Consider the following 22,376-nt stretch of genomic DNA (forward strand, 5'->3'; position numbering starts at 1 on the left):
TTATGCCGTAACCGGTGACAGGGTGTGCCACTCTGTATTTTGTTGGTATTGGTGAGCTACGTTCAATAGGCGAGCTTCGTCAAAGTAGTTCCCTATCAACTGAAGGCCAACAGGCAAGCCGTTTACCTGTCCACAAGGTACGGACATACCGGGAAGACCAGCCAGGTTTAACGACAGTGTGAAGATGTCCTCCATGTACATTGCGACAGGGTCATTCACTTTTTCACCAATGGTAAACGCAGGGCTTGGTGTTGTCGGCCCAACAATGACATCGACCTCTTCAAAGATGCGCATGAAATCTTGTTGGATCAAGCGGCGAATCTGTTGAGCTTTGTTGTAGTAGGCATCGTAGTAGCCGGCACAGAGTGCGTAGGTTCCAACCATGATGCGGCGTTTAACTTCAGAGCCAAAGCCTTCGCCACGAGTCCGTTTGTAGAGGTCTTCCAAATCTTGTGGGTTCTCGCAACGGTAGCCGTAACGTACGCCATCAAACCGTGATAAGTTTGACGATGCCTCCGCCGGAGCAATGATGTAGTAGGCCGGAATCGACATGCGTGTATTCGGAAGGCTAACCTCTTTGATTGTGGCGCCCAGCGATTCAAGCTGTTTGATCGCTGTCTCAATTTGAGCCGCCATTGCGCTGTCTAAATCGGCACTCATAAACTCTTTTGGAACTCCGATTTTTAGGCCTTGAAGCGAGTTGTTGAGTGACGCGGTGTAGTCCTCGGTCGGTTGTGCCGATGAGGTTGAGTCCATTGAGTCCTGTCCCGCCATGACATTCAGCATCAGAGCGCAATCCTCAGCGCTGCGAGCCATTGGACCGCCCTGATCAAGCGAAGAGGCGTAGGCAACCATGCCGTAACGAGAGACGCGTCCATAAGTTGGCTTGATGCCGGTAATGCCACAGAACGCTGCCGGTTGGCGAATCGAACCACCTGTATCTGAACCTGTTGCTGCAGGTGTTAGTCGTGCTGCGATTGCAGCAGCAGAACCACCTGAAGAGCCTCCTGGTACACGGCTTGTATCCCAAGGATTTTTACAAGCACCATAGAAAGAGCTCTCGTTGGTTGATCCCATCGCAAACTCATCCATATTGGTTTTACCCAACATAACGGCGCCCGCTGACTTAAACTTTGCTACTACGGTAGCGTCATAGGGGGACTCAAAGTTATCCAACATTTTGGAGCCACAACTGGTTTTGACCCCCTCGGTGCAAAACAGATCTTTGTGCGCGATCGGAAGTCCTGTGAAGGTGCCCGCTGTGCCCGCTGCAATACTCTCATCAGCTGCTTTTGCTTGCTGCAGAGCCAGTTCAGGGGTGGTGGTGATGAACGAGTTGTACTCGCTGTCACAACGGTTGATGCGATCGATAAACGCTTGGGTAAGCTCAACACTGCTCACAGTGCCATTGCGAAGGTCTTGAGCCAGTTCGCTCAGTGTTTTTTCAAACATATCTCTAATCCGAATCCTGTTACTCAATGACTTTAGGGACAAGGAAAAGCCCCTCTTCAACAGCTGGTGCAACCGCTTGAAGTTTATCTCGTTGATTCAGCTCGGTAACTTCATCAGCACGCAAGCGTTGGACTGCATCCAGTGGGTGTGCCAATGGCTCCACACCGTCTGTATTAATCTGCTGCATCTCATCAATAAGATTTAAAATGCTGCTTAGGTTTTCGGTGTAGGCCGGGATATCCTGCTCGTTCAACTCTAAACGGGCAAGATGGGCAATACGTTCAACATCGGAGCGATCGATGGACATGCTTAACCTTCTTTCTTTAAATGGTGTGATTGAAACTATTTTGCGGCTGTAAGAAGTGGAAAATAGTTTCGTAAAAACATTGTGATGGCGCGTAATCTATCACATTTGCGCCTTGCCCAAAATCCCCGTCGTTGCTAACATTCTTTGATTAATGAATTGGCTTCTAAAGTCATCGCTTATAAGGTTTTAAATCCAATGTTTAAAAAGATTCGTGGTCTCTTTTCTAGCGACCTTTCCATCGACCTGGGAACTGCCAATACGCTGATCTATCTTCGAGATAGTGAGATCGTGCTAGATGAGCCATCTGTAGTGGCTATCCGCCAGCAAGGCAACCAGAAGACCGTAGCGGCTGTCGGTACCGATGCAAAAAGAATGTTGGGTAGAACGCCAGGCAATATTACCGCTATTCGTCCATTGAAAGATGGTGTCATTGCTGATTTCCACGTGACTGAAAAGATGCTTCAGTACTTCATCAGTAAAGTTCACAACAACAGTTTCCTTCGTCCATCGCCTCGCGTTCTGATTTGTGTACCTTGTAAGTCAACTCAGGTTGAGCGTCGAGCAATCAAAGAGTCTGCAGTAGGTGCAGGTGCTCGAGAGGTCTACCTAATCGAAGAGCCAATGGCGGCTGCGATCGGTGCTGGTCTCCCAGTTGATGAGGCAACTGGTTCGATGGTTGTCGATATCGGTGGCGGTACCACGGAGATTGCGGTGATCTCGTTGAGCGGTATCGTCTACTCTGAATCTGTTCGTGTCGGCGGTGACCGATTTGACGAGGCGATTGTTACTTACGTTCGTCGGAATTATGGAAGCTTGATTGGTGAAGCGACAGCCGAGCGAATCAAACAAGAGATAGGTACAGCCTACCCAGCACCTGAAGTGCTAGAGATTGATGTGCGTGGTCGGAACCTTGCTGAAGGTATCCCACGTATGTTCACGCTTAACTCGAACGAGATTCTTGAAGCCCTTCAAGAGCCTCTCCAGTCGATTGTTCAAGCCGTTAAAGGTGCACTAGAACAGTGTCCACCTGAATTGGCAGCGGACGTTGCTGAGCACGGTATTGTTTTGACAGGCGGTGGTGCACTGCTAAGAAATCTTGATCGCCTTCTGACGGAAGAGACCGGCCTTCCAGTGATTGTGGCAGAAGATCCATTGACCTGTGTGGCTCGTGGTGGCGGTAAAGCACTTGAGATACTGGATAAACAAGGTTTTGAGTTACTGTCACGTGACTGATCTTTAATAACGGCAACGCGAAGGGTTTAAAGTCATGATCTTTAAAAGTGGTCCGTCGCGTTTGCTGTTTACTCTTCTCATAATCGTAGCGCTCTCTATCGTTGCGCTCGATCTTACCTCCAATAAATTTCGTGAAGGCAAAGCCTATCTAAACCTTGTTGCTACCCCCTTGCAGTGGTTGGTGGATTTGCCAGTCAAAATGGCAGGTGGCGTTTCAGATGTGGTGGTCAGTCGAGCCACACTGATTGCAGAGAATGATGAGTTGCGAACAGAAGCCATTCTGCTAGAACAAAAAGTGCTACAAAACGCGACTCTTGCCAGTGAAAATCGCCGTTTAAGAACTTTGCTGAATGCTCGCCAAAAGGTGGAGGAAGAGGTTCAGATGGCAGAGTTGATAGGCGTTAGCTCTGACCCTTTTCAGCATGAAATATTGATTAACCGCGGTGAACAGGATGGAGTTGTTATTGGGCAACCTGCACTGGACTCCGGCGGTATCATGGGTCTTGTCGTTGATCTTGCGCCCGTCACCAGTCGAGTCATGTTGGTGACTGACTCTAGATCCTCTGTTCCTGTTCAACTCTTACGTACGGGTTTCCGTACCCTTGCGCTCGGTAGTGGATCCACTACTGAGCTCAAACTGGACCACATCCCCAATACTGAAGATATTCGTATTGGTGACCTACTTGTTACCTCTGGGTTGGGCGGCGTCTTTCCAATGGGTTACCCCGTCGCTGAGATAACCGAATTTAGACAGGAGCCTGGTCGCTCCTTTGCAGTGGTCAGAGCAAGGCCAACGGCAACGCTTGATAAGAGCCGCTATCTGCTTTTGGTTCAGCAGGTGAATGGATTAAAGAGGTTGGAGAGTGAGTGATCAAGCCTCTGGTGGTGGCTTTTTTGTCACACTGGCTACTTTTCTGCTAGCAATAACGCTGAGTCAATTTCCTTTGGACAGCTCTCTGCAGTGGTTCCGGCCAGACTTCGTTCTGTTGGTTCTTTTCTTTTGGCTTATTTGGGCCCCCAATCGTGTTGGCTTAGTCTATGCGTTTTTTATTGGGCTATTACTGGATTTAATGCGAGGCTCAGTGCTCGGTTTAGGTGCTCTATCTCTGACTCTGATTGCCTTCATTACACAGTTACTGCACAGTCGGTTAAGAGTGTTTCCAATGCTTCAGCAGTCCTTTGTGTTGCTGCTGTTGGTGGGGCTGAATCAATTGATCTACTATTGGATGCAAGGTCTGGTTGGAAATTCTGCTGATACACTGCTGTTTCTTTTGCCGGCTTTGACCAGTGCGCTTCTCTGGCCATTCGTGTTTATGACTTTGCGTCGCTTGGCACGATCCTTGGATTTGAACTAATGAACGTGGTTTTGGCCTCTCAGTCACCTAGACGACTGGAGTTATTAAAACAGATAGGGATCTCTCCAGAAGTGCATCCGGCTCATATCGATGAGACACCGTTGAGCGAGGAAACACCTGAGGATTATGTAAACCGCCTGGCACGTAATAAAGCCGAAGCCGTTGCACAACACTACCCAGGGGCTCTGGTAATAGGGTCCGATACCAGTGTAGTGATCGATAATCAGATATTAGGGAAGCCTGAAAGTCCTGATCACTTCTTTACTATGTTTAAACGCCTGTCGGGTGCCCAACATCAGGTTATGACCGCAGTGGCTATTTCTGATGGTCAACAGACTCGCAGCGAAGTGGTGATTACTCAGGTCAGCTTCTATCCTGTAAATAAGAGAGAGATGGAGCGCTATTGGCTCAGCGGAGAACCTCAGGATAAAGCGGGTGGCTATGGCATTCAGGGCATGGGTGCACTGTTTGTCAAAGAGATTAAGGGAAGTTACAGCGCAGTCGTGGGTTTGCCGATCGCTGAAACTGGAAAGATTTTAGAAAAATTTGGATTCTCAGCGTGGACCCAAGGGTCTGTTGAGTAAGGAGTAAGGTTTTGGGTGAAGAGATACTGATTAACTTCACACCGATGGAGACTCGAGTCGCAGTCATTGAAAATGGCATGCCGCAAGAGATCTATGTTGAGCGTGCAAAACGTCGCGGGATTTTAGGCAATATCTATTTAGGACGAGTGGTACGAGTACTTCCAGGCATGCAGGCTGCATTTGTCGATGTGGGACTTGAGCGAGCTGCTTTCATACACGTTGATGAAGTCGTTGATCAATCTCTGACACCGGATGAGCGTGCTGCTCTCTCCATTGCTCAGGTGTTGCGTGAAGGCGAATCGTTGCTAGTACAAGTCACTAAAGACCCTATTGGCAGTAAAGGGGCCCGATTGACGACTCATATATCTCTGCCATCACGCTATCTGGTCTTAATGCCCGATGCCTCTCATATTGGGGTCTCTCAACGAATTGAGGATGAAGAGGAACGAGATCGCTTAAAGCAGATTCTCAGATCTGAGTTGATCCACCCTGACGATGATACAGCTGAGCCTGAGTATGGTTACATTCTGAGAACTGTGGCTGAAGGCGTGACAGAATTGGAATTAAAAGCCGATATCAGTTTCTTACATCGCTTGTGGGAGAGTATTCAGAACCGAGTCAAAGGGGCGAAAGCGCCGGCAACCGTCTATGAGGACCTGCCGCTAAATATGCGAGCACTCAGAGACATGACTCATTCTGAGATTGAACGTATCAGAATTGATTCTAAAGAGACCTTTCAGCGTGCACAAAGTTTCGCTCGAACACTAGTCCCTGAAATTGAATCAAAGCTGGAATACTACCCAGGCGAACGTCCCATTTTTGACCTCTTTAACGTTGAAGAGGAGATTGAGAAGGCACTGGGCCGCAAGGTTGAGCTTAAGTCAGGTGGCTACCTCATCTTTGACCAAACCGAAGCGATGACTACGATTGATATCAATACCGGCGCTTTTGTAGGCCATCGCAATTTGGAAGAGACGATTTTTAAAACTAATTTGGAGGCTGCGACAGCGATTGGTCGCCAACTGAGGCTTCGTAATTTGGGTGGCATTATTATTATCGATTTTATCGATATGGAAGACCCAGAACACCAGCGTCAAGTTTTGCGAACTCTTCAGCGACAGCTAGATAAAGACCACGCTAAATGCAAAGTGACTGGCGTATCCGAATTGGGGCTGGTTGAAATGACGCGTAAACGTACTCGTGAGAGTTTAGAGCAGGTTCTGTGTGAAACCTGTGAGACCTGTTCAGGTAGAGGCATGATTCGCACGCCTGAGACGGTGTGCTATCAAATCTTTCGAGAGATCTTGCGTCAACATAGGGCCTACGATACCGACTCCTATTTGGTCATTGCGGCTAAAGCCGTGGTTGATTACTTGCTGGATGATGCATCAGACCATGTCGCTGAACTGGAGTCGTTTATTGGGAAAACGATTCGCTTCCAGAGCGACACTCACTACAACCCAGAACACTTTGATGTGGTTCTGAGGTAGCGGGGAATTCATGGTTCGGCATACGCTTTGGGTCAGTTGGTGGGTTTTGATGGTAGCAGCACTGTTAGCCATCTTGCTAACGGCTGTGCGCTTAGCCTTCCCTTTGCTGGGCGATTACCGAACCGATATTGCGGCTCAGCTTAGTCAATATCTTGGCGTTGAAGTCTCGATAGGTGAGCTTGAGACTGGCTGGCGCGGCCCCTATCCAACTTTTGAGTTTAAAGAGATCCATTCGGATATCGACTACCTCAAACCAAAGCAGATCGAGTTTCACCTCCAAAACATCTCGTTTGAATTGGATCCATGGCGTTCATTGATTGATGCTGCACCTATTTTTCAACGGGTCACGGCAAAGGGGTTGAACGTAAAATGGCGTCAGTCTGAAGGGCGGTGGTTAGCTGACTCGAATCAATCAAAGACGGATAATCGCGCAATCGATACGTTGATTGCTATTCTATTTGAACAGCCTTCCATCGAATTTTCTGAATCACAACTTCATCTGATTCCAGAATCAGGTCGCTCTCGTTTCATCAATCTGGACAATATGTCTCTTGAAAGCAGTGAAACAGAGCATCAATTGAGCGGTAGTTTTTGGATGCCAGTGTTGGGTCAAGATAGTCGCATGCGTTTTGCTATTCAGCACCAAGGTCAATCCACAAACGGTCAGCTACTATTACCTTTCTATGTTGAACTCGATAACATTGGCTCAGAGTTGGCCGATCTTGCAGGTGTCGAACAGCGCTTCTCTATTAGTGCGAATGCGCGGCTATGGGGGCAGTTGCGTGGCGCCAGTCTGGATTATCTTGTCGGTAATTTATCAGCCAATAGCTTGCAACTTGTACTGCCCGATGAGCTTGGTGAGCTGGCACTAGAGCAGCTTTCAACAAATTTCTCTGTTCAGTCGGTTGATCGTGATTATCAGCTGCAACTTCAAGACTTTTCAACCCTCTATCAAGGCAGTGAATTCTCACTGCCACCGACTGCGATCGATTTAAGTACTGGCGTCAATGGTTGGATGGCTAATCGAATTCAACTGGCTGAGCTTAATCTATCAGACCTGTCGGCTCTTGCGCTTAACCAGCCTTTGGGTGATCAAAGCAGAGAGGTGATTAAATCGCTCTCTCCCGGTGGTTTAGTCAAAGGGTTAACCGTTGATCTTAGCCAGGGATTTGAAAACCTCTCTGTGGTCGGTGAGTTGTCAGATGTGTCGGTCAAATCCTGGAAAGGTTCACCTGCTGCATCACAGTTGAATGGTTCGTTTTATGTTTCAAGTGACCGCGGCTGGGTAGATATTGACAGTCAGCAGCTTGTCATGGAATTCCCAACGGTCTACGACTGGGCATTGCCGTTTAATTTTGCGCAAGGACGTGTTAACTGGCAGCTCCACAGTGATTATGTGGCCGTTGGATCTGATCTATTAGAGCTGGGGTTGAATAACATCCGAACACGAGGCCAGTTCTCGATTGATCTACCCTATGATAAAGAGCAACAAGCGCTACTTAATCTATCGATGGGGCTTAAGGGCGCAATAGCCCGAGAGGCTCTACTGCTAACTCCGCCTAAGGTTGTCGGTGAAGGGCTTTATAGCTGGTTAAACAGAGCGCTGATTCAAGGTGATGTCAAAGAGGCCGGTTTAGTTCTGGTGACTCCGACTAGGCTTATGGCTGATAGACCTAAGCCATTGAGCGAGCTCTACGTAGCGGTAGAGAATACAACACTAGATTATCAATCACCCTGGCCCGTGTTGAACCGGGCCGAAGCCATCATTCATGCTCGAGATGGGGCAGCTCGTGTTCAGTTAGAGCAGGGCAGTGCTGCAGGTACTGAGATCGGTTTTGCAGATCTTTGGATGGAGAGTGGGTCGGGTGAACTCGAGACCTTGTTAGCGATTGAGGGTTCAGCTTTTGATTTGAACAGCCTATTTCACAGTGAGGCGTTGGCCAACAGCGTTGGCAATAAGCTAGGGGATTGGCAGCTATCGGGTAGTCATAAATCTTTAGTGGATCTATACGTTCCTCTCAAAGGAGGGGCCCCTAAACTGCAGATTCAATCCGAGCTGAATCGTGGTGTCTTTATATCTGAAACTCAACGGGTTGCCGTAACGGATATAGATGGCACAGTTAATTTTAATTTGGCAAGTGGACTGTCGGCTGAGGGTTTGAAAGCAAGCTTCTTAGGTCGAACATTTGATGTTGATATCTCAAATGACTCAACCGCAACTGATATTCAGATTGCCGGTCGAATCGATTCTCATAGGTTAATGCAATGGGCCGGTATCCCACTGTCAGGTGTCATCTCGGGTGAAATTCCACTCAACTCGACATTAAAACTCTGTTCTAAACAGTGTCAATCGACTCTAAAAGTGGAGTCTCAATTAACCGGTACCCGAGTAGATGCTCCAGACTATTTAGCACATCAATCTTCCGATATTAGCCGCTTGAGCCTACTGATGACCCTGCACTCATCACCAACAATACAGCTTAATTATGCGGATCGTTTAAAGGCTCACCTAAATTTAGATTCACCCTTAACCGGTAATATTCGTCTAGGCGGAAATCAGGCGAGCTATAAAATATCTGATCGCCTTCACATTGATGGATCCCTTCCTTCAATTGAAGTTGAGGAGCTACTTGGGTTTATTGATGCTCTATCAGAGCCTAAAAATGGAACTAAAGAAAGGCTTTCCGTTACAACAGCCATCGAGATCGGACAGCTGAATGTTGGAGCTCTTAAATTTGAGTCAATCCTTGCTGAGGCGAGCAATCCTAACGATCGGTGGTCTATTGCACTGGATGGCCGTGATATTCAGGGTGTTATAGATTACAAGCTTGCTGATTCCAGCTTGAACTTAAATCTTCGCCACCTTCACCTGCGCACACCAGAGAGCGATCCATCGATATTAGAACCAGAAGTTCCATTGCCTGATCCGACACCCATCGAGGTGATTAGCAAAATACCTTCAACCAACCTTCTGATTGAAAATCTTGTGTGGAATGATGATCATTGGGGTCGTTGGACAACCCATCTACTTCCATCCGGCAATAGCCTCTTGATCGATCAATTGGAGGCCGATGTCGCAGGTATCAGCATAACCGGACAGGGTATCTGGTCAGTCGGTCAGGGTGAACAGAGTCGCATTGCTCTTAGCGCAAAAGGCAGCAACCTTGCTGACTATCTTGAATCAATGGGTGACCCAAGAGCGATAGAGACCAAAAGTCTCTCCGCTGAGTTTGCACTGAGCTGGCCTGGAGCGCCTTGGTCATTCAGTCGTTATCGCCTAGGAGGTGATCTGCAATTTGACCTTCGAGACGGGCAGATTACTGAAGCAAAAGGTAACTCAGCGCTTCTTCGATTGTTTGGAATACTCGATTTTAACAATCTATTTAAACGTCTGCGCCTCGATTTTAGTGACCTTTATAAATCCGGTATCACCTTTGATAAGTTGGTTGGTAAGTACCATTTAGAGGATGGGGTTGCTAAGACTCAAGAGCCACTCATTATGAGAGGCGCTTCGGCCGATTTGACTGCAGAAGGCTCTTTAAATCTTATCAATAGAACGGTGGATAAACGGGTTGATGTGATTTTGCCACTGACAGGCAATACACCCTTGGCAGCGGTTCTACTTGGGGCCCCTCAGGTGGCAGGAGCCCTGTTTCTTATCGATAAGTTGATTGGGGATAAGATCAACGAAGCGACTAAACTTAGCTATTCAATGACAGGCCCATGGAGAGAACCTGTGCTTGAAATCATTAATAAGAGAGATCGTTAAATGTTACTCTCAAGACTCGTCATCTAAGTCACGAAGGTACTGAAATACCTTTCTGAAATTGGCCGGTGGCTTGTTCTCTTTGCGCTCTTTTTGAGCATTTCGAATCAAAGCTCGTAGATGCTGCATATCGCAGTTTTCAAACTTCTCCATCACCTCAGAGAGCGCTGACTTGTCTCCGGCTATCAATCGTTCACGCAACTGCTCAAGTGCATGAAATTTCTGGTTGTGAGCAGCGCTAGCCGAGTCAAATTGGTCAATGGCGACACGAATCGCATCGGCATCCTCTGTGCGCATCAATTTGCCGATGTACTGAAGTTGACGTTTTTTCGCACCATTAGAGGTGATTCTTGCCATCTCTGCACAGGCCTCTGCTAGGCGTTCAGACATGGGGACTTTCGCTTGTTGATCAAGTCGTAACTCAGTGATGCGACCACCCAGTTTTTGAAGCTCTTCAGCTTCCCGTTTAACTTGGCTGCGGCTGACGAGTTCGATCTCTTGATCACTCTCTTTTGAAAAATCTTTACTGCTCATAATTAACCGTAGAAAAAGGTGGCTAGTCCGAGGAAGGCAAAAAAGCCTACCACGTCTGTAATGGTGGTGAGTAGAACACCCCCGGCTAGTGCTGGGTCGATTCCCGCTTGCTTAAGGGTCAGTGGCAGAAGGCTGCCTGCCATAGCGCCCGCGACTAGATTGATCACGATGGCCATTGCGATCACTATACCGATGGTCATATCTTGAAACCAGAGGACAGCAATGGCGGCCACTACAACAGCCCAGAGTGACCCGTTGATGATGCTAACGATTAACTCACGGTTAAACAGCCAGCCAATATTGTGTCTTTCAATGTGTCCAAGTGCTTGGCCACGAATGACAAGAGTGAGGGTTTGACTGCCGGCGATGCCACCCATTGAGGCGACGATTGGCATCAGTACTGCCAAGGCTACAACCTGATCGATGGTGGCTTCGAATAGGCCAATGACGGCCGAGGCCAAAAAAGCGGTAATAAGGTTAATTCCCAGCCAGACTGCACGACGCCGACTGGTTTTTAGTACCGGAGCAAAGGTGTCTTCATCCTCGTCCAGACCGGCCATGCTCATCAGTGAGTGATCGGCGTCTTCTCGAATGACGTCGACTACGTCATCGATGGTGATACGACCTAGAAGCTGTCGATCCTCATTGATAACAGGGGCCGAGATCAAGTCGCGCTGTTCGAAGATGCGAGCTACCTCTCGTTCAGGAAGATCGGCAGGGATCGCATGGTCATTCTCGGTCTTCATGATTTCACGAACCAGCATCTGTGGGTCTGAAATGAGAAGTCGAGTAATAGGAAGTACACCTATTAGTGCGTTGCGTTTGCGACTCACCACGAAAATGCTGTCGGTGCTATCAGGAATCTCGCTGTGTCGACGTAGATAACGAAGCGCCGTCTCAACCGTGATATCAGGTCGAATGGTTACCGTATCGGTATTCATCAGACCGCCGGCAGTATCATCGGGGTAGGAGAGTACCGCTTCAACCCGTTGGCGATTCTGCAAATCCATGTTTTGCAGCATCTCTTGCATGACCGTGTCAGGAAGCTGCTGAAGAATATCGGCTAAGTCATCGACATCGAGTGACTCTGTCATCGCCAGAATTTCTGCCGCGTCTAAATCGCTGACAATTTCAGCCTGAATATCTTCACCGAGGTGCTGTAGAACCTCACCCTCTATCTCTGGGTTGAGCAGGTTCCATACAATGCGACGTTCGCGAGGAGGGGTTTTCTCTAGAAGGTGAGCAACTTCAACAGGTCTCATGCCCTTATTGAGCATGTAGCGAATCTGTTTAAGATTGTCTGACTGAAGGGCTTCGCTTAACGTATCTAGAGCGATCGGTGCTTCGTCCGTACTCATGCAGCCCTCCTTTACGAGTAGGTTAGTCTCTACTCATCTTCGTCAAAACGGTTATTTATGATCTCAATCACAGCATCCATCGCGGCGGATTCATCCGCGCCATCCGTTTGTATGATTAGATCTGTTCCTTGGGATGCAGCCAACATCATAATGGCCATAATGCTTTTAGCATCGACTGTTTTGCCATCTTTTGTGATTTTGATGTCACAACCAAACTTACCTGTTACGCCAATAAGTTTAGCCGCCGCACGCGCGTGTAGCCCCAATTTGTTGATTATAGTAACGTTTTTTTCAATCATTGCGAAACTTATTCTGATAATTCTCGATGGCGTACTTGGACGTTATCCATTCTGTCAGCAAAGCGAGATGCAAGGCTCTCAGCAATGTATACAGAGCGATGTTGGCCGCCCGTGCATCCAATGCCTACAGTAACATAGCTTCGATTATTTGTTTTGAAATGGGGAATCCACTTCACAATGAACTGCTCTATGTCATTAATCATTTCATTCACTTCATCGGAAGCGTTGAGAAACTTTTTAACCGGTTCATCTTTCCCAGAGAGAGGGCGCAACTCTACAAACCAGTAGGGGTTAGGAAGCACCCTGACGTCAAAGCTGAAATCAACATCTAATGGAACGCCGTGTTTGAAGCCAAAGGATTCAAACTGTAAAGAGAGCGCTTGCTCTTTACGCTGTGCGACCCTCAATTTAATGGTGTCACGCAGTTCATAGAGTGAAAGCCGAGTGGTATCAACTCTCATGTCTGCAGAACTTGCGATGGGTTCAAGCAGGTCTCGTTCTAAGGCTATTGCCTCTTCCAGTCCAATATCTTGGTTGCTCAGCGGGTGTTTTCTTCGAGTGGCGCTGTAACGTTTCAATAGGGTCGCTTCTGATGCGTCAAGATAAGTGATCTCGATGCCTATATCTTCTCTAGCCCTCAAGGATTCCATGATCTCTGGGAAGGCTTTTAGGTCGGTATGCTGGTTGCGGGCATCAATGCTCACAGCAATCAGGGGTGCGTTATTCTGGTCGTTAAGCATCTGCTCGACCAACGCTGGCAATAGCGTCGCCGGTAGGTTGTCTATGCAGTAGAACCCAACATCTTCAAGTGCTTGCAAGGCGGTACTCTTCCCTGAACCACTGCGACCTGAGATGACAACGACTCTCATGATCAGACCTTTGATAGCTCAGTTGCTTTATTGAGTAGGGCTTCAGAGTTCGTGCAGTCTCTGAGAGAATTGAGGGCTTCGGGCTTACTGAACAGCTCTGCTAGACCAGCCAGTGTCTTAAGGTGCTCATCATTTCCATCATCGGGCACGATCAGTGCGCAGACAAGATCGACCGGCGCTGAATCGATTGAATCAAAATCGACACCGCCATCGAGTGTGATTAAGCAGGCGGATGCTGTTGAACAGCCCGGAATTCGACAGTGGGGTATACCCACGCCAGAGCCAATTCCTGTACTGCCTAATCGTTCACGATTAAGAAGGCCTGTAAAAATTTCATCTTCTGTTACGCCATCAACTGAAGAGGCCAGCTTTTCGCTGGCCACTTGAAGAAGGCGTTTTTTACTGGCGACTGACTCCCGGCAGGCGGTTGTTTCAGTCGTCAGTAGGTCACCTAGTTGCATGTTGTCGTTCGTTTATTTGTGAGATTTCATTTTTTCTTTATGCTTGATGATTTGGCGATCAAGCTTATCCACTAAGCCATCAATCGCTGCATACATGTCATCATGCTCATCAGAAGCGACCACTTGGCCACCGGCTAAGTGAATATCAGCCTCGGCTTTTTTACCCTGCTTTTCGACACTGAGAGTAACTTGTACATTCTGAATGTTGTCGAAGTGACGTTCTAGCTTATCGAACTTGTTACGTACGTATTCACTTAGAGCTTCAGTCAGGTCTACGTGATGACCAGTAATATTTATCTGCATATGACTTCTCCTCGTCTTAGGCGGAGTGAAAAAATGAGGCCGCCTACCTCAATTAAACCAAACGCTTTCTCTCATTTGAAGGTGGAATGTTGAGAACTTCGCGATATTTAGCAATGGTTCGTCTTGCAACATTCACCCCCTCTTCATCTAGTAGTGTAGCAAGCTTACTGTCACTTAGTGGCTTGCGAGGGTCTTCTTCTGAAATTAATTTTTTAATGATTGCTCGGATCGCAGTTGACGATGCACCACTGCCGTCACTGGTAGCCACCTGACTCGAAAAGAAATACTTCAATTCAAAGACACCGCGCGGGGTGTGCATGTATTTTCGAGTTGTAACACGGGAGATGGTGGATTCATGTAGATCAACGGCTTCAGCAATATCGTGAAGAATAAGAGGCTTCATCGCCTGTTCACCCTGCTCGAGAAAACCGATCTGTCTAGTAACGATCTCCGTTGAGACCTTTAAGAGGGTCTCATTGCGGCTTTGTAAGCTCTTTATGAACCAGCGTGCATCTTGTAGATGGTCTTTTAAAAATTGGTTCTCCGCGGAGTTGTCTGCACGTTTAATCATGCCTGAGTAGACATCATTGATACGTAGTTCAGGGACTACGTCGTTATTGAGAGTGAGTGTCCACTCCCCAGCGCGTTTACGCACGATCACGTCCGGTACGATGTAATCAGTATCACCCAGATCTAACGAGTCTCCTGGTGTTGGGTTAAGTGATTGAATTAACCTAACCACCTCTGACAGTTGCTCCTCTTTGAGCCTCATACGGCGCATCAAAGATTTAAAGTCTCGACTGCCCAACAGATTTAAATAGTCGGTCGCTAGGCGCAGAGATTCGGCTCGCCAAGGGGTCTCTATGGGTAGCTGTCTTAACTGGATTTTCAAACACTCTGCAAGATCACGGGCACCGACACCGGGTGGGTCAAACTGTTGAATACGGTGAAGTACTGTCTCTACCTCATCCATTTCCACTTCAAAAAAGAGTTCAGGTAGCTCCTCTTGGCAGCTGAGAAGAATGTCCTGCAGATCGGTGATCAGATAGCCACGATCATCGATAGAGTCAATAATCATCTCAGCAATGTATCGATCAACATCGCTGAAATTAACCAGATTCAGTTGCCAGTTAAGGTGGTCTTGGATGGTTTCAACCGCAGCGTCATTATCACCTGGCATCCAATCATCATCACGATTGGAATTTGAAGAGCTTTGGTAAGTATCGTCCCATTGACTGTCGGTTGAAAGCTGTTCAGGGATGTCATCAGTAGACCAGCTATCTTCCGGCTGAGACGATTCGAGCGTCTCTTCGATCTCTGAATTAGATTGGGTCTCATCTAAGGTTGATGACTCTTTTTGCTCAATGCTCTGAGAGTTCTCTTCACTCTGATCTTCTTCATCGGCTACCTCCAGTAGTGGGTTACTATCGAGTGCCTCTTGAATCTCTGTCTGTAGCTCTAAGGAGGAGAGTTGCAGCAATTTGATCGCTTGCTGCAATTGTGGGGTCATGGACAGGTTCTGTCCGACTTTGAGCTGTAAAGAGTGCTTCATTAAAATGATAATTACTTAAAAGTGTGAGAGTTACAAGCGAAAATCATTGCCCAGATAAGCCTCTTTAACGGCTTGATTCATCATGATCTGCTCAGGCTCACCCTCTGCAAGAATGTTACCCTCACTAACGATGTAAGCCCGTTCGCAAATGTCGAGAGTCTCTCTGACATTGTGATCTGTTATCAGGACGCCAATACCTCGATCTTTAAGGTGTCTGATGGTCTGTTTGATGTCGCTGACAGAGATGGGGTCTACACCAGCAAAAGGCTCGTCCAGTAGGATGAAGTCAGGATCGTTTGCTAGGGCTCTTGCAATCTCAACTCGGCGTCTTTCACCTCCGGATAGGACCATCCCTTTGGACTCTTTGATGTGAGTGATATGAAACTCTTCAAGCAGTGACTGAGCTTTCTCGTGTTGTTGATCTTTGGTCAGGTCTTTTCTCTGCTCCAGTATGGCCATTAGATTGTCGTAGACACTCAGCTTTCTGAATACAGAGGCCTCTTGCGGAAGATAGCCTAAGCCGCGTTTTGCGCGCTCATGAATAGGCATTCTAGTGACGTCGTCGCCATTGAGACGAATGTTGCCTCGATCCGCTCTGACCAGACCTACAATCATATAGAAGCAGGTTGTCTTACCCGCTCCGTTGGGCCCAAGCAATCCTATAATCTCACCGGGCTCAACAGTGACGGACACATCTTCAATAACAGAGCGTCCTTTGTAGCTTTTGGCTAGGTGGAGGGCTTCGAGTGAACTCATGGTTAATTATCTTTTTTAGGCTGAAGAACCATTTTGACACGCTGGCTTCCGCTCTCACTGCTAAAGGCTTTTACTTTAGAGTTCGCCATGTCGTAATTAATTTTAGCCCCAGTGAACTCGTCACCACCCTGAGTCACTCTAGCGTTCCCCGTAATTAACAGCAGTTGAGAGCTTACTGTGTAATCCAGAATTGAACCGGTTGCATAGGTAATCTCTTGGTCCAGTTGAGGGCGTTGTTCGAAGTAGGCTGGAGCACCTTTTGAGATGATCTGATTGATGGTGTCATCATTACCACGTAACAGATCGACGGTTTCACCTTTAAGCACCATTGATCCCTGGGTGATGATGACGTTGCCTGTGTATCGAGTGACTCCTTTGGCCTCATCAATATTAGCTGAGTCTGCCTCAACGTAGATAGGCTCGTCTCTATCGGTTGGCAGCGCTAAAGCTGATCCACTAAGAACAACTGTAAAGGCTAGAAATAGGTTACTGGTCAGTGCTCGAAGCGACATAGGCCCCCCTCACGGTTGAATGAAGATCTAAGGTGTTTAATTCCGTATTCAGTGTCATGCCAACCCCTTTGGTTGAACCCTGGTTGTTCAGAAATTCGACGGCTACATCACTGGTCGCCAGATTCTGTTCTGGAAAGTAGCTCAACTGCTCTGTGAAGAGTGCAGTGTCTTTCTCAGAATCTGGATTATGGTGAAGCTGTACACTGCCTTCAAGGTCTAGTTGACTGTTATCGTCCGCAAAATAGCCTAGACCAGCATTGATGGTGTGTTCAGTCGTGCCATCTTGGCGATAGCCTACGGAGAAAGGTGTTGTTAACTTCATCTGTTCTGAGTTAACTAAATGCTCTGCTCGCGGGGTGTGGGTGACAGAGCTTAGATTGCCCTCTTCAGACCAACGAGTGAGAGTGGCGTCAGTTACAAAAAAATCAATTCTGTTTGGGTTCTCTTTAAGGAGTACGCCCTCTTCAATATCGCCTTGATTCAATAACAGTGTGAAGATCAAAAAAAGAGCAATCAACGTCGACGCAATGGCTAATCGAATTTTCGCTCTGAGATTAGTGATCACTTAAATCGCTCCAACGCGTTGTCTAGCGTACCTTGGCAAGCCATGATCAATTCACACAGCTCACGTGCAGCTCCGCGACCACCTGATTGAGTTGTAATGTGATCAGCGTTCTCTTTTACGAGCCAGTGACCGTTCGGAACGGTGACCCCAAAGCGTGCGGCTACAATGGCAGATAGGTCAGGTAAGTCATCGCCGATATAGGCCGTGTTTGAAGCGTTGTAACCGGTGTTTTTCCAAAGCTCTTGAAGTGCTGTTAATTTATCTTCTCGACCTTGCTGTATGTAATTAATACCCAGTGACTCAGCGCGTTGGATGACTTGATTAGATTGTCTACCGGTAATGATGGCGGTTTTTACGCCGGATTCCATTAACAGCTTTATGCCAAGGCCGTCCAGTATATTGAAGCTCTTAATCTCACTGCCATCGGCTAAGAAGCTAAGATTGCCCTCGGTCAGTATGCCATCAACATCCATCACCAGTAGTTGAATAGGTTTGATTAGTGCTATCTGTTCTTGTGTTGGGTTGGGACGCATTAGATGACCCCTGCTTTTAACATATCATGCATGTTCAATGCCCCAGTAACTCTCCCTGTCTCATCTAAAGCAATGAGTGCATTAATTTTTTTATCTTGCATGATCTGTAAAGCTTCGGCGGCCAACATCTCAGGCCTCACCGTTGTGAAGCTCTTCGTCATGACCGTGTCGATTGTCGCTTGGTTAAGATTCACGCCCTGGTCAATGGCTCGGCGGAGGTCCCCGTCGGTAAAAATGCCAAGAGGTTGGAGTTCTTCATCCACAACGGTTGTCATGCCTAGGCGTTTTTGGGTGATCTCCAAAAGCGCTTCTTGAATGGGAGTGCTTGGTGCAACTGAGGGAACTTCGTCTCCAGAGTGCATTAAATCACTCACTTTCAACAGCAGTCGACGACCCAGCGCACCGCCGGGGTGTGAAAAGGCAAAATCTTCTGCACTAAATCCTCTCGCCTCTAAAAGAGCCGTTGCGATCGCATCGCCAAGCACCAGTTGTGCGGTTGTACTGGAGGTGGGGGCAAGATTAAGTGGGCAAGCTTCGCGTTCGATAGGGGTCACAAGGCTGATATCAGCACTGGTTGCCAACGCTGAAAGGGGTTTAGAGGTGATTGAAATGAGCGTAATCCCTTTGCGTTTAAGCAGAGGTAAAATAGTAACGACTTCGTTGGATTCACCTGAGTTGGATAGGGCAATGACAACATCTTCTTTCGTGAACATGCCCAGATCGCCATGACTCGCCTCGCCTGGGTGCACAAAAAACGCGGGTGTTCCGGTGCTTGCTAGAGTTGCTGCTATTTTGGTGCCAATGTGCCCTGATTTGCCCATGCCAGTCACGATGACACGCCCTTTGCAGTTCAAAAGAGAGTGGCAAGCTTGGTTGAACGCCTCTCCAAGAGAGTCATTTAGGGCTTGTATAGCCTCTTGCTCAATCGAGATGGTCTGTTTGCCTGCGCTCACGAAATCGAATCGAGTGGTATTGGAGTCGGACAAGGGTCGAGATCCTTAAGTTCGCGTTAATACTGATTAATTTACAGTATATTACTGTTTTTATAAGTGACTGTCCGGTAAAGAGTCTCGATATTTTTCTCTTAATCTAAAGGTCTGCTTGATAAGCTATGTTTTTAGACTAGAATTCCACCAATATTTTCTATTTCTTCATCGATAGGCACTGATGGCTCAATTAAATGACACACATATCGAAGTGAGTAATCTCAGTTTTTGGCGTGGTGAACGAAAGATCTTTGATGATCTATCGTTAACCATTCCTCGCGGCAAGATCACAGCGATCATGGGGCCCTCAGGAACGGGAAAAACGACCCTTCTTAAATTGATTGGGGGACAGCTTAGGCCTGATCAGGGCTCAATTAAAGTCGACGGTGACAATGTTCACTCACTTTCACGTCGCCGTCTCTTCGAGTTACGGGCAAAAATGGGGATGCTGTTTCAAAGCGGTGCTCTATTTACGGATATGACAGTAGCTGAAAATGTCGCCTTTCCTTTGAGAGTTCATACAGATTTGCCTGAAAGCGTTATTCGAGATCTGGTTTTGATGAAGTTGAACGCTGTCGGCTTGCGAGGTGCCGGTGAACTAAAGCCAGCTGAGTTATCAGGCGGTATGGCAAGGCGAGCCGCATTGGCTAGGGCAATAGCCCTTGATCCGGATTTCTTGATGTATGACGAGCCCTTTGCAGGACAGGACCCTATTGCCATGGGCGTTCTAATTAATTTGATTTCTCGTTTGAACAGGGCGCTTGGTCATACATCCGTCATAGTTTCGCACGATATCCAAGAGACCTTGAGCATTGCAGACTACGTCTATCTTATCTCTGATGGTAAGGTGCTGGCTCAAGGTGCACCTGATCAACTCAATGGTTCTGAAGATCCGCGCGTTGAACAGTTCATGAAAGGTCGACCAGATGGCCCCGTTCCTTTCCATTACCCGGCGCCCTCTTTTGAAGGTCAGTTGTTTGGTGGCTCACAATGATTCAGTTCCTGCAACAATTGGGTGCTAAAACCCTTAATCGCGTGGCTGCAGTGGGTCGTGCAGGGCAGCTATTGAGTCAATCTCTGATTGCCAAGCCGGCTCCTATGATGATGTTGCCGCTGTTGGTTCGCCAGCTCTATTTTATTGGTGTGCTATCGCTGGTTATTATCATCGTTTCGGGTCTATTTATCGGAATGGTACTCGGTTTGCAGGGCTACACTATTCTGGTTGATTATGGTTCAGAACAGGCTGTTGGTCAGATGGTGGCGCTGTCACTGGTTCGTGAGTTGGCCCCTGTGGTTACAGCACTGCTATTTGCTGGACGAGCAGGTTCCGCAGTCACAGCTGAAATTGGTTTGATGAAGGCGACCGAGCAGTTAGCCAGTTACGAGATGATCGGTGTCGATCCTATGCGACGCATTATTGCTCCGCGTCTTTGGGCAGGATTTATCAGTATGCCATTACTGTCTATGATCTTTGCAATCGTGGGTATCTGGGGTGGATCTTTAGTCGCTGTTGACTGGCTAGGTATTTTTTCTGGGAGTTTCTGGGCCAATATGCAGGCTTCAGTCAGCTTCTCTGAAGATGTTTTAAATGGTGTAATCAAATCGTTGGTATTTGGTTTTGTAGTGATCTGGATAGCTGTTTTTCAGGGTAATGATTGTGTGCCAACGTCAGAAGGCATTTCGCAGGCGACCACCCGAACAGTTGTCTACTCTTCGCTGGCTATATTAGGGTTGGACTTTCTTCTAACCGCAATGATGTTTGGAGATTTTTAATGCGTATTCGTGCCCTCGAAATCAGTGTTGGCGCACTTATCCTCGCCGGTATTTTGGCTCTTGTCGCTCTGGCAATAAATGTCAGCGGTTTAAACCTCTCTCAGAAGGGGACTGGCTACACCGTCTATGCTCGCTTTGACAATATTGGGGGTCTAACTGAGCGTGCAAAAGTCTCCATGAGCGGTGTTCAAATTGGTCAGGTTTCAGCTATTCGCATTGATCCTAAGCGCCTGATGGCCGAAGTGGAGATGCAGATCTTTGATGATGTTGACTACCTTAGCATTGATAGCTCAGCGCAAATTCTAACGGCAGGTCTTTTAGGGGAGAAGTACATCGGTATTACCCCTGGGTTTGAAGATGATCTTTTGGAAAATGGTATGACGATTGAAGATACGCAGTCAGCATTAGTGCTTGAAGAGATTGTAGGTAAGTTCCTGTTTAATAAGGTGAGTGAGTAACATGTTAGGTCGTTTTATTTTTCTGGCTACTCTCTTGATGGGGACGTTATCTCCTGCGCAGGCTAATTGGGACTCTGCCAGTCAGATCATGGAGACAGCGACTGCGGATATGCTCGCCTTGGTTAATGATGAGCGCCTTCGACAGCCAGAGAATGTTGATGAGTTGATGGGGGAGATCGATAAGCTGGTCGGTGAGTCGGTTGATTTTGAGTACATTGCGAAATCGATCATGGGTAAATATTACCGCCGCGCTAGTGACAAAGAGGTCGCTGATTTTGCGGTCGTTGTGAAAAGCACTCTGCTTAGGACTTATGCCAAAGCAGTCGTTGGGTTCAACTTCAAAGAGTTTGAAATCATCCCTCCAGTTGAGCAGAGCCCAGATCCCGACAAACAGATCGTCAATGTGAATGTCTCAGCGGAAGATGGAACAGTCTATTCTCTTCTTTATTACATGGTTTACAAAGATGACCGTTGGTTATTGGTCAATGTGGTTGTCGATGGTATTAATCTGAGAATCACCTTCCGTAACCAATTTGCTGGCTTGATGGAGCAGCATGGAAAAATTGCTAAAGTGATCGAGCAGTGGTCTGAAGCGATGTCTGAAAAAGTGTCAGGTGCCTAATGGATCCGGTGTTTAAGATTCAAGGTGAGTTGACTCGAAACACTTACAACCAAGTTGTTGAACAGGTTTGCTCTGCTATTGCTGCCGGAGCAAGCGCGATCGATCTATCTAATGTAACGAAAGTCGATAGTTGTGCGGTCGCCTTGTGGGTAGAGATCAAACGAAATAACGCAAATATAGGTTGGGTCAATCTTCCAACTCAGATGGAGACCATTGCGGACCTAGTGGGCGTTGATATTCAATAATCTGTAGAGTTCGTTTTGAATACATTTATAGGGCCTTGATAGATGATATCAGGGCCCTTTTTCGTTATCATACGCGGCTAAATTTAAGGATTATCTGGAGATTACTATGCACGCCGATGAAGTGAAGCAACTGGTTGAGAGTCAGCTTGAGGGTTGTACGGTCCATACGGCGGGCGAAGGCTGTGATTTTCAGGTAACGGTTGTTGGTGAAATGTTCTCCGGAATGAGTCCGGTTAAGAAGCAGCAAGCGGTATACGCTTGTTTGACTGATCAAATTGCATCAGGTGCTATCCATGCTGTTTCCATTAAAACGTTTACTCCAGATCAGTGGGAGTCACAGCAGTAATTAATCTGCTTAGGTAA

Annotated in this window: 26 protein-coding genes; 12 read left to right on the forward strand and 14 right to left on the reverse strand. The window is 47.4% G+C overall.

Annotated elements, in window-relative coordinates; all coding sequences use genetic code 11:
- Both gatA and gatC read right to left on the reverse strand, forming a co-directional pair.
- A complete protein-coding gene (gene gatA / locus XMA127_RS02815) occupies positions 1-1,452 on the reverse strand; it encodes an Asp-tRNA(Asn)/Glu-tRNA(Gln) amidotransferase subunit GatA (RefSeq protein WP_173480501.1) in 1,452 nt (483 codons plus the stop codon).
- A 19-nt stretch (positions 1,453-1,471) separates the two neighbouring features.
- Complete coding sequence (gatC, locus tag XMA127_RS02820; RefSeq protein WP_173480502.1) at positions 1,472-1,759, reverse strand: Asp-tRNA(Asn)/Glu-tRNA(Gln) amidotransferase subunit GatC; 288 nt, start codon at positions 1,757-1,759, stop codon at positions 1,472-1,474.
- Positions 1,760-1,954: 195 nt separating this feature from the next.
- Between gatC and XMA127_RS02825 the strand changes: the two genes are divergently transcribed.
- Genes XMA127_RS02825 through XMA127_RS02850 form a run of 6 tightly spaced genes read left to right on the forward strand, consistent with a single transcriptional unit; the run spans position 1,955 to position 10,190 of the window.
- Positions 1,955-2,992 carry a rod shape-determining protein gene (locus XMA127_RS02825; protein WP_173480503.1) on the forward strand — a complete coding sequence of 346 codons (1,038 nt, stop codon included), beginning with the start codon at positions 1,955-1,957 and terminating at the stop codon, positions 2,990-2,992.
- A gap of 34 nt (positions 2,993-3,026) precedes the next feature.
- The gene (mreC, locus tag XMA127_RS02830; protein WP_173480504.1) at positions 3,027-3,863 is read left to right on the forward strand and encodes a rod shape-determining protein MreC; all 837 of its coding nucleotides are present in this window, start codon (positions 3,027-3,029) and stop codon (positions 3,861-3,863) included.
- Entirely contained in the window at positions 3,856-4,347 is a 492-nt protein-coding gene (gene mreD / locus XMA127_RS02835) for a rod shape-determining protein MreD (RefSeq protein WP_173483326.1), read from the forward strand. The genes mreC and mreD overlap by 8 nt, the downstream gene beginning before the upstream one ends.
- Positions 4,347-4,931: a nucleoside triphosphate pyrophosphatase gene (locus XMA127_RS02840; protein ID WP_173483325.1), complete on the forward strand. Its 585-nt coding sequence runs from the start codon at positions 4,347-4,349 to the stop codon at positions 4,929-4,931. The genes mreD and XMA127_RS02840 overlap by 1 nt, the downstream gene beginning before the upstream one ends.
- Positions 4,932-4,942: 11 nt before the next feature.
- The gene (gene rng / locus XMA127_RS02845) at positions 4,943-6,421 is read left to right on the forward strand and encodes a ribonuclease G (RefSeq protein WP_173495215.1); all 1,479 of its coding nucleotides are present in this window, start codon (positions 4,943-4,945) and stop codon (positions 6,419-6,421) included.
- Positions 6,422-6,470: 49 nt separating this feature from the next.
- Positions 6,471-10,190 (forward strand): YhdP family protein, encoded by a 3,720-nt coding sequence (locus XMA127_RS02850; protein WP_173498893.1) that lies wholly within the window; start codon positions 6,471-6,473, stop codon positions 10,188-10,190.
- A gap of 9 nt (positions 10,191-10,199) precedes the next feature.
- Here the strand turns inward: XMA127_RS02850 and yjgA are convergent, their stop codons facing one another.
- From yjgA to XMA127_RS02910, 12 genes are read right to left on the reverse strand one after another with little or no spacing between them, the layout of a single operon-like run.
- A complete protein-coding gene (gene yjgA / locus XMA127_RS02855; RefSeq protein WP_173494689.1) occupies positions 10,200-10,721 on the reverse strand; it encodes a ribosome biogenesis factor YjgA in 522 nt (173 codons plus the stop codon).
- 2 nt (positions 10,722-10,723) lie between these two features.
- Positions 10,724-12,079 carry a magnesium transporter gene (mgtE, locus tag XMA127_RS02860; RefSeq protein ID WP_173480510.1) on the reverse strand — a complete coding sequence of 452 codons (1,356 nt, stop codon included), beginning with the start codon at positions 12,077-12,079 and terminating at the stop codon, positions 10,724-10,726.
- A 29-nt stretch (positions 12,080-12,108) separates the two neighbouring features.
- Entirely contained in the window at positions 12,109-12,378 is a 270-nt protein-coding gene (locus XMA127_RS02865) for an HPr family phosphocarrier protein (protein ID WP_173483320.1), read from the reverse strand.
- 8 nt (positions 12,379-12,386) lie between these two features.
- Entirely contained in the window at positions 12,387-13,247 is an 861-nt protein-coding gene (gene rapZ, locus XMA127_RS02870; RefSeq protein WP_173495217.1) for an RNase adapter RapZ, read from the reverse strand.
- A 2-nt stretch (positions 13,248-13,249) separates the two neighbouring features.
- Positions 13,250-13,708, reverse strand: coding sequence for a PTS sugar transporter subunit IIA (locus tag XMA127_RS02875; protein WP_173483916.1), 459 nt, complete (start codon positions 13,706-13,708; stop codon positions 13,250-13,252).
- 12 nt (positions 13,709-13,720) lie between these two features.
- Complete coding sequence (gene hpf, locus XMA127_RS02880; protein ID WP_173483917.1) at positions 13,721-14,011, reverse strand: ribosome hibernation-promoting factor, HPF/YfiA family; 291 nt, start codon at positions 14,009-14,011, stop codon at positions 13,721-13,723.
- 52 nt (positions 14,012-14,063) lie between these two features.
- The gene (locus XMA127_RS02885; protein WP_173495218.1) at positions 14,064-15,563 is read right to left on the reverse strand and encodes an RNA polymerase factor sigma-54; all 1,500 of its coding nucleotides are present in this window, start codon (positions 15,561-15,563) and stop codon (positions 14,064-14,066) included.
- Positions 15,564-15,593: 30 nt separating this feature from the next.
- Positions 15,594-16,319, reverse strand: coding sequence for an LPS export ABC transporter ATP-binding protein (lptB, locus tag XMA127_RS02890; RefSeq protein ID WP_173494686.1), 726 nt, complete (start codon positions 16,317-16,319; stop codon positions 15,594-15,596).
- 2 nt (positions 16,320-16,321) lie between these two features.
- Entirely contained in the window at positions 16,322-16,831 is a 510-nt protein-coding gene (gene lptA, locus XMA127_RS02895; RefSeq protein ID WP_173498894.1) for a lipopolysaccharide transport periplasmic protein LptA, read from the reverse strand.
- Positions 16,806-17,396, reverse strand: coding sequence for an LPS export ABC transporter periplasmic protein LptC (lptC, locus tag XMA127_RS02900; protein ID WP_173494685.1), 591 nt, complete (start codon positions 17,394-17,396; stop codon positions 16,806-16,808). The genes lptA and lptC overlap by 26 nt, the downstream gene beginning before the upstream one ends.
- On the reverse strand, positions 17,393-17,929 hold the full coding sequence (locus XMA127_RS02905; protein ID WP_173498895.1) for an HAD family hydrolase: 537 nt from the start codon (positions 17,927-17,929) through the stop codon (positions 17,393-17,395). The genes lptC and XMA127_RS02905 overlap by 4 nt, the downstream gene beginning before the upstream one ends.
- Entirely contained in the window at positions 17,929-18,915 is a 987-nt protein-coding gene (locus tag XMA127_RS02910) for a KpsF/GutQ family sugar-phosphate isomerase (protein ID WP_173498896.1), read from the reverse strand. The genes XMA127_RS02905 and XMA127_RS02910 overlap by 1 nt, the downstream gene beginning before the upstream one ends.
- 181 nt (positions 18,916-19,096) lie before the next feature.
- On the opposite strand from XMA127_RS02910, the gene XMA127_RS02915 reads away from it, so the two are divergent.
- The 6 genes from XMA127_RS02915 to XMA127_RS02940 all read left to right on the forward strand — a co-directional run bounded on the left by XMA127_RS02915 (position 19,097) and on the right by XMA127_RS02940 (position 22,359).
- Positions 19,097-19,909, forward strand: a complete 813-nt coding sequence (locus XMA127_RS02915) for an ATP-binding cassette domain-containing protein (protein ID WP_173495219.1) — start codon at positions 19,097-19,099, stop codon at positions 19,907-19,909.
- A complete protein-coding gene (gene mlaE, locus XMA127_RS02920) occupies positions 19,906-20,688 on the forward strand; it encodes a lipid asymmetry maintenance ABC transporter permease subunit MlaE (RefSeq protein ID WP_173483315.1) in 783 nt (260 codons plus the stop codon). The genes XMA127_RS02915 and mlaE overlap by 4 nt, the downstream gene beginning before the upstream one ends.
- Positions 20,688-21,146: an outer membrane lipid asymmetry maintenance protein MlaD gene (gene mlaD, locus XMA127_RS02925; RefSeq protein ID WP_173498897.1), complete on the forward strand. Its 459-nt coding sequence runs from the start codon at positions 20,688-20,690 to the stop codon at positions 21,144-21,146. The genes mlaE and mlaD overlap by 1 nt, the downstream gene beginning before the upstream one ends.
- A 1-nt stretch (position 21,147) precedes the next feature.
- Positions 21,148-21,768, forward strand: a complete 621-nt coding sequence (locus tag XMA127_RS02930) for a phospholipid-binding protein MlaC (protein WP_173498898.1) — start codon at positions 21,148-21,150, stop codon at positions 21,766-21,768.
- Complete coding sequence (locus XMA127_RS02935) at positions 21,768-22,013, forward strand: lipid asymmetry maintenance protein MlaB (protein ID WP_173498899.1); 246 nt, start codon at positions 21,768-21,770, stop codon at positions 22,011-22,013. Before XMA127_RS02930 ends, XMA127_RS02935 begins: the two co-directional genes overlap by 1 nt.
- Before the next feature lie 106 nt (positions 22,014-22,119).
- Positions 22,120-22,359 carry a BolA family protein gene (locus XMA127_RS02940; RefSeq protein ID WP_173480526.1) on the forward strand — a complete coding sequence of 80 codons (240 nt, stop codon included), beginning with the start codon at positions 22,120-22,122 and terminating at the stop codon, positions 22,357-22,359.
- Positions 22,360-22,376 lie beyond the last annotated feature (17 nt).

The organism is Marinobacterium sp. xm-a-127 (assembly GCF_013283425.1).
GTDB lineage: Bacteria > Pseudomonadota > Gammaproteobacteria > Pseudomonadales > Balneatricaceae > Marinobacterium_E.

What these genes read in the sequence shown, in the direction of transcription:
- XMA127_RS02915 (WP_173495219.1), top strand. Translation starts at nt 19,097, where the DNA reads ATGGCTCAATTAAATGACACACATATCGAAGTGAGTAATCTCAGTTTT.
- hpf (WP_173483917.1), bottom strand. Translation starts at nt 14,011, where the DNA reads ATGCAGATAAATATTACTGGTCATCACGTAGACCTGACTGAAGCTCTA.
- XMA127_RS02905 (WP_173498895.1), bottom strand. Translation starts at nt 17,929, where the DNA reads ATGCGTCCCAACCCAACACAAGAACAGATAGCACTAATCAAACCTATT.
- gatA (WP_173480501.1), bottom strand. Translation starts at nt 1,452, where the DNA reads ATGTTTGAAAAAACACTGAGCGAACTGGCTCAAGACCTTCGCAATGGC.
- XMA127_RS02865 (WP_173483320.1), bottom strand. Translation starts at nt 12,378, where the DNA reads ATGATTGAAAAAAACGTTACTATAATCAACAAATTGGGGCTACACGCG.
- lptB (WP_173494686.1), bottom strand. Translation starts at nt 16,319, where the DNA reads ATGAGTTCACTCGAAGCCCTCCACCTAGCCAAAAGCTACAAAGGACGC.
- XMA127_RS02825 (WP_173480503.1), top strand. Translation starts at nt 1,955, where the DNA reads ATGTTTAAAAAGATTCGTGGTCTCTTTTCTAGCGACCTTTCCATCGAC.
- XMA127_RS02850 (WP_173498893.1), top strand. Translation starts at nt 6,471, where the DNA reads ATGGTAGCAGCACTGTTAGCCATCTTGCTAACGGCTGTGCGCTTAGCC.
- rapZ (WP_173495217.1), bottom strand. Translation starts at nt 13,247, where the DNA reads ATGAGAGTCGTTGTCATCTCAGGTCGCAGTGGTTCAGGGAAGAGTACC.
- mgtE (WP_173480510.1), bottom strand. Translation starts at nt 12,079, where the DNA reads ATGAGTACGGACGAAGCACCGATCGCTCTAGATACGTTAAGCGAAGCC.
- gatC (WP_173480502.1), bottom strand. Translation starts at nt 1,759, where the DNA reads ATGTCCATCGATCGCTCCGATGTTGAACGTATTGCCCATCTTGCCCGT.
- XMA127_RS02885 (WP_173495218.1), bottom strand. Translation starts at nt 15,563, where the DNA reads ATGAAGCACTCTTTACAGCTCAAAGTCGGACAGAACCTGTCCATGACC.
- XMA127_RS02930 (WP_173498898.1), top strand. Translation starts at nt 21,148, where the DNA reads ATGTTAGGTCGTTTTATTTTTCTGGCTACTCTCTTGATGGGGACGTTA.
- lptA (WP_173498894.1), bottom strand. Translation starts at nt 16,831, where the DNA reads ATGTCGCTTCGAGCACTGACCAGTAACCTATTTCTAGCCTTTACAGTT.
- mreC (WP_173480504.1), top strand. Translation starts at nt 3,027, where the DNA reads ATGATCTTTAAAAGTGGTCCGTCGCGTTTGCTGTTTACTCTTCTCATA.
- yjgA (WP_173494689.1), bottom strand. Translation starts at nt 10,721, where the DNA reads ATGAGCAGTAAAGATTTTTCAAAAGAGAGTGATCAAGAGATCGAACTC.
- XMA127_RS02940 (WP_173480526.1), top strand. Translation starts at nt 22,120, where the DNA reads ATGCACGCCGATGAAGTGAAGCAACTGGTTGAGAGTCAGCTTGAGGGT.
- XMA127_RS02935 (WP_173498899.1), top strand. Translation starts at nt 21,768, where the DNA reads ATGGATCCGGTGTTTAAGATTCAAGGTGAGTTGACTCGAAACACTTAC.
- mlaE (WP_173483315.1), top strand. Translation starts at nt 19,906, where the DNA reads ATGATTCAGTTCCTGCAACAATTGGGTGCTAAAACCCTTAATCGCGTG.
- XMA127_RS02875 (WP_173483916.1), bottom strand. Translation starts at nt 13,708, where the DNA reads ATGCAACTAGGTGACCTACTGACGACTGAAACAACCGCCTGCCGGGAG.
- XMA127_RS02840 (WP_173483325.1), top strand. Translation starts at nt 4,347, where the DNA reads ATGAACGTGGTTTTGGCCTCTCAGTCACCTAGACGACTGGAGTTATTA.
- mlaD (WP_173498897.1), top strand. Translation starts at nt 20,688, where the DNA reads ATGCGTATTCGTGCCCTCGAAATCAGTGTTGGCGCACTTATCCTCGCC.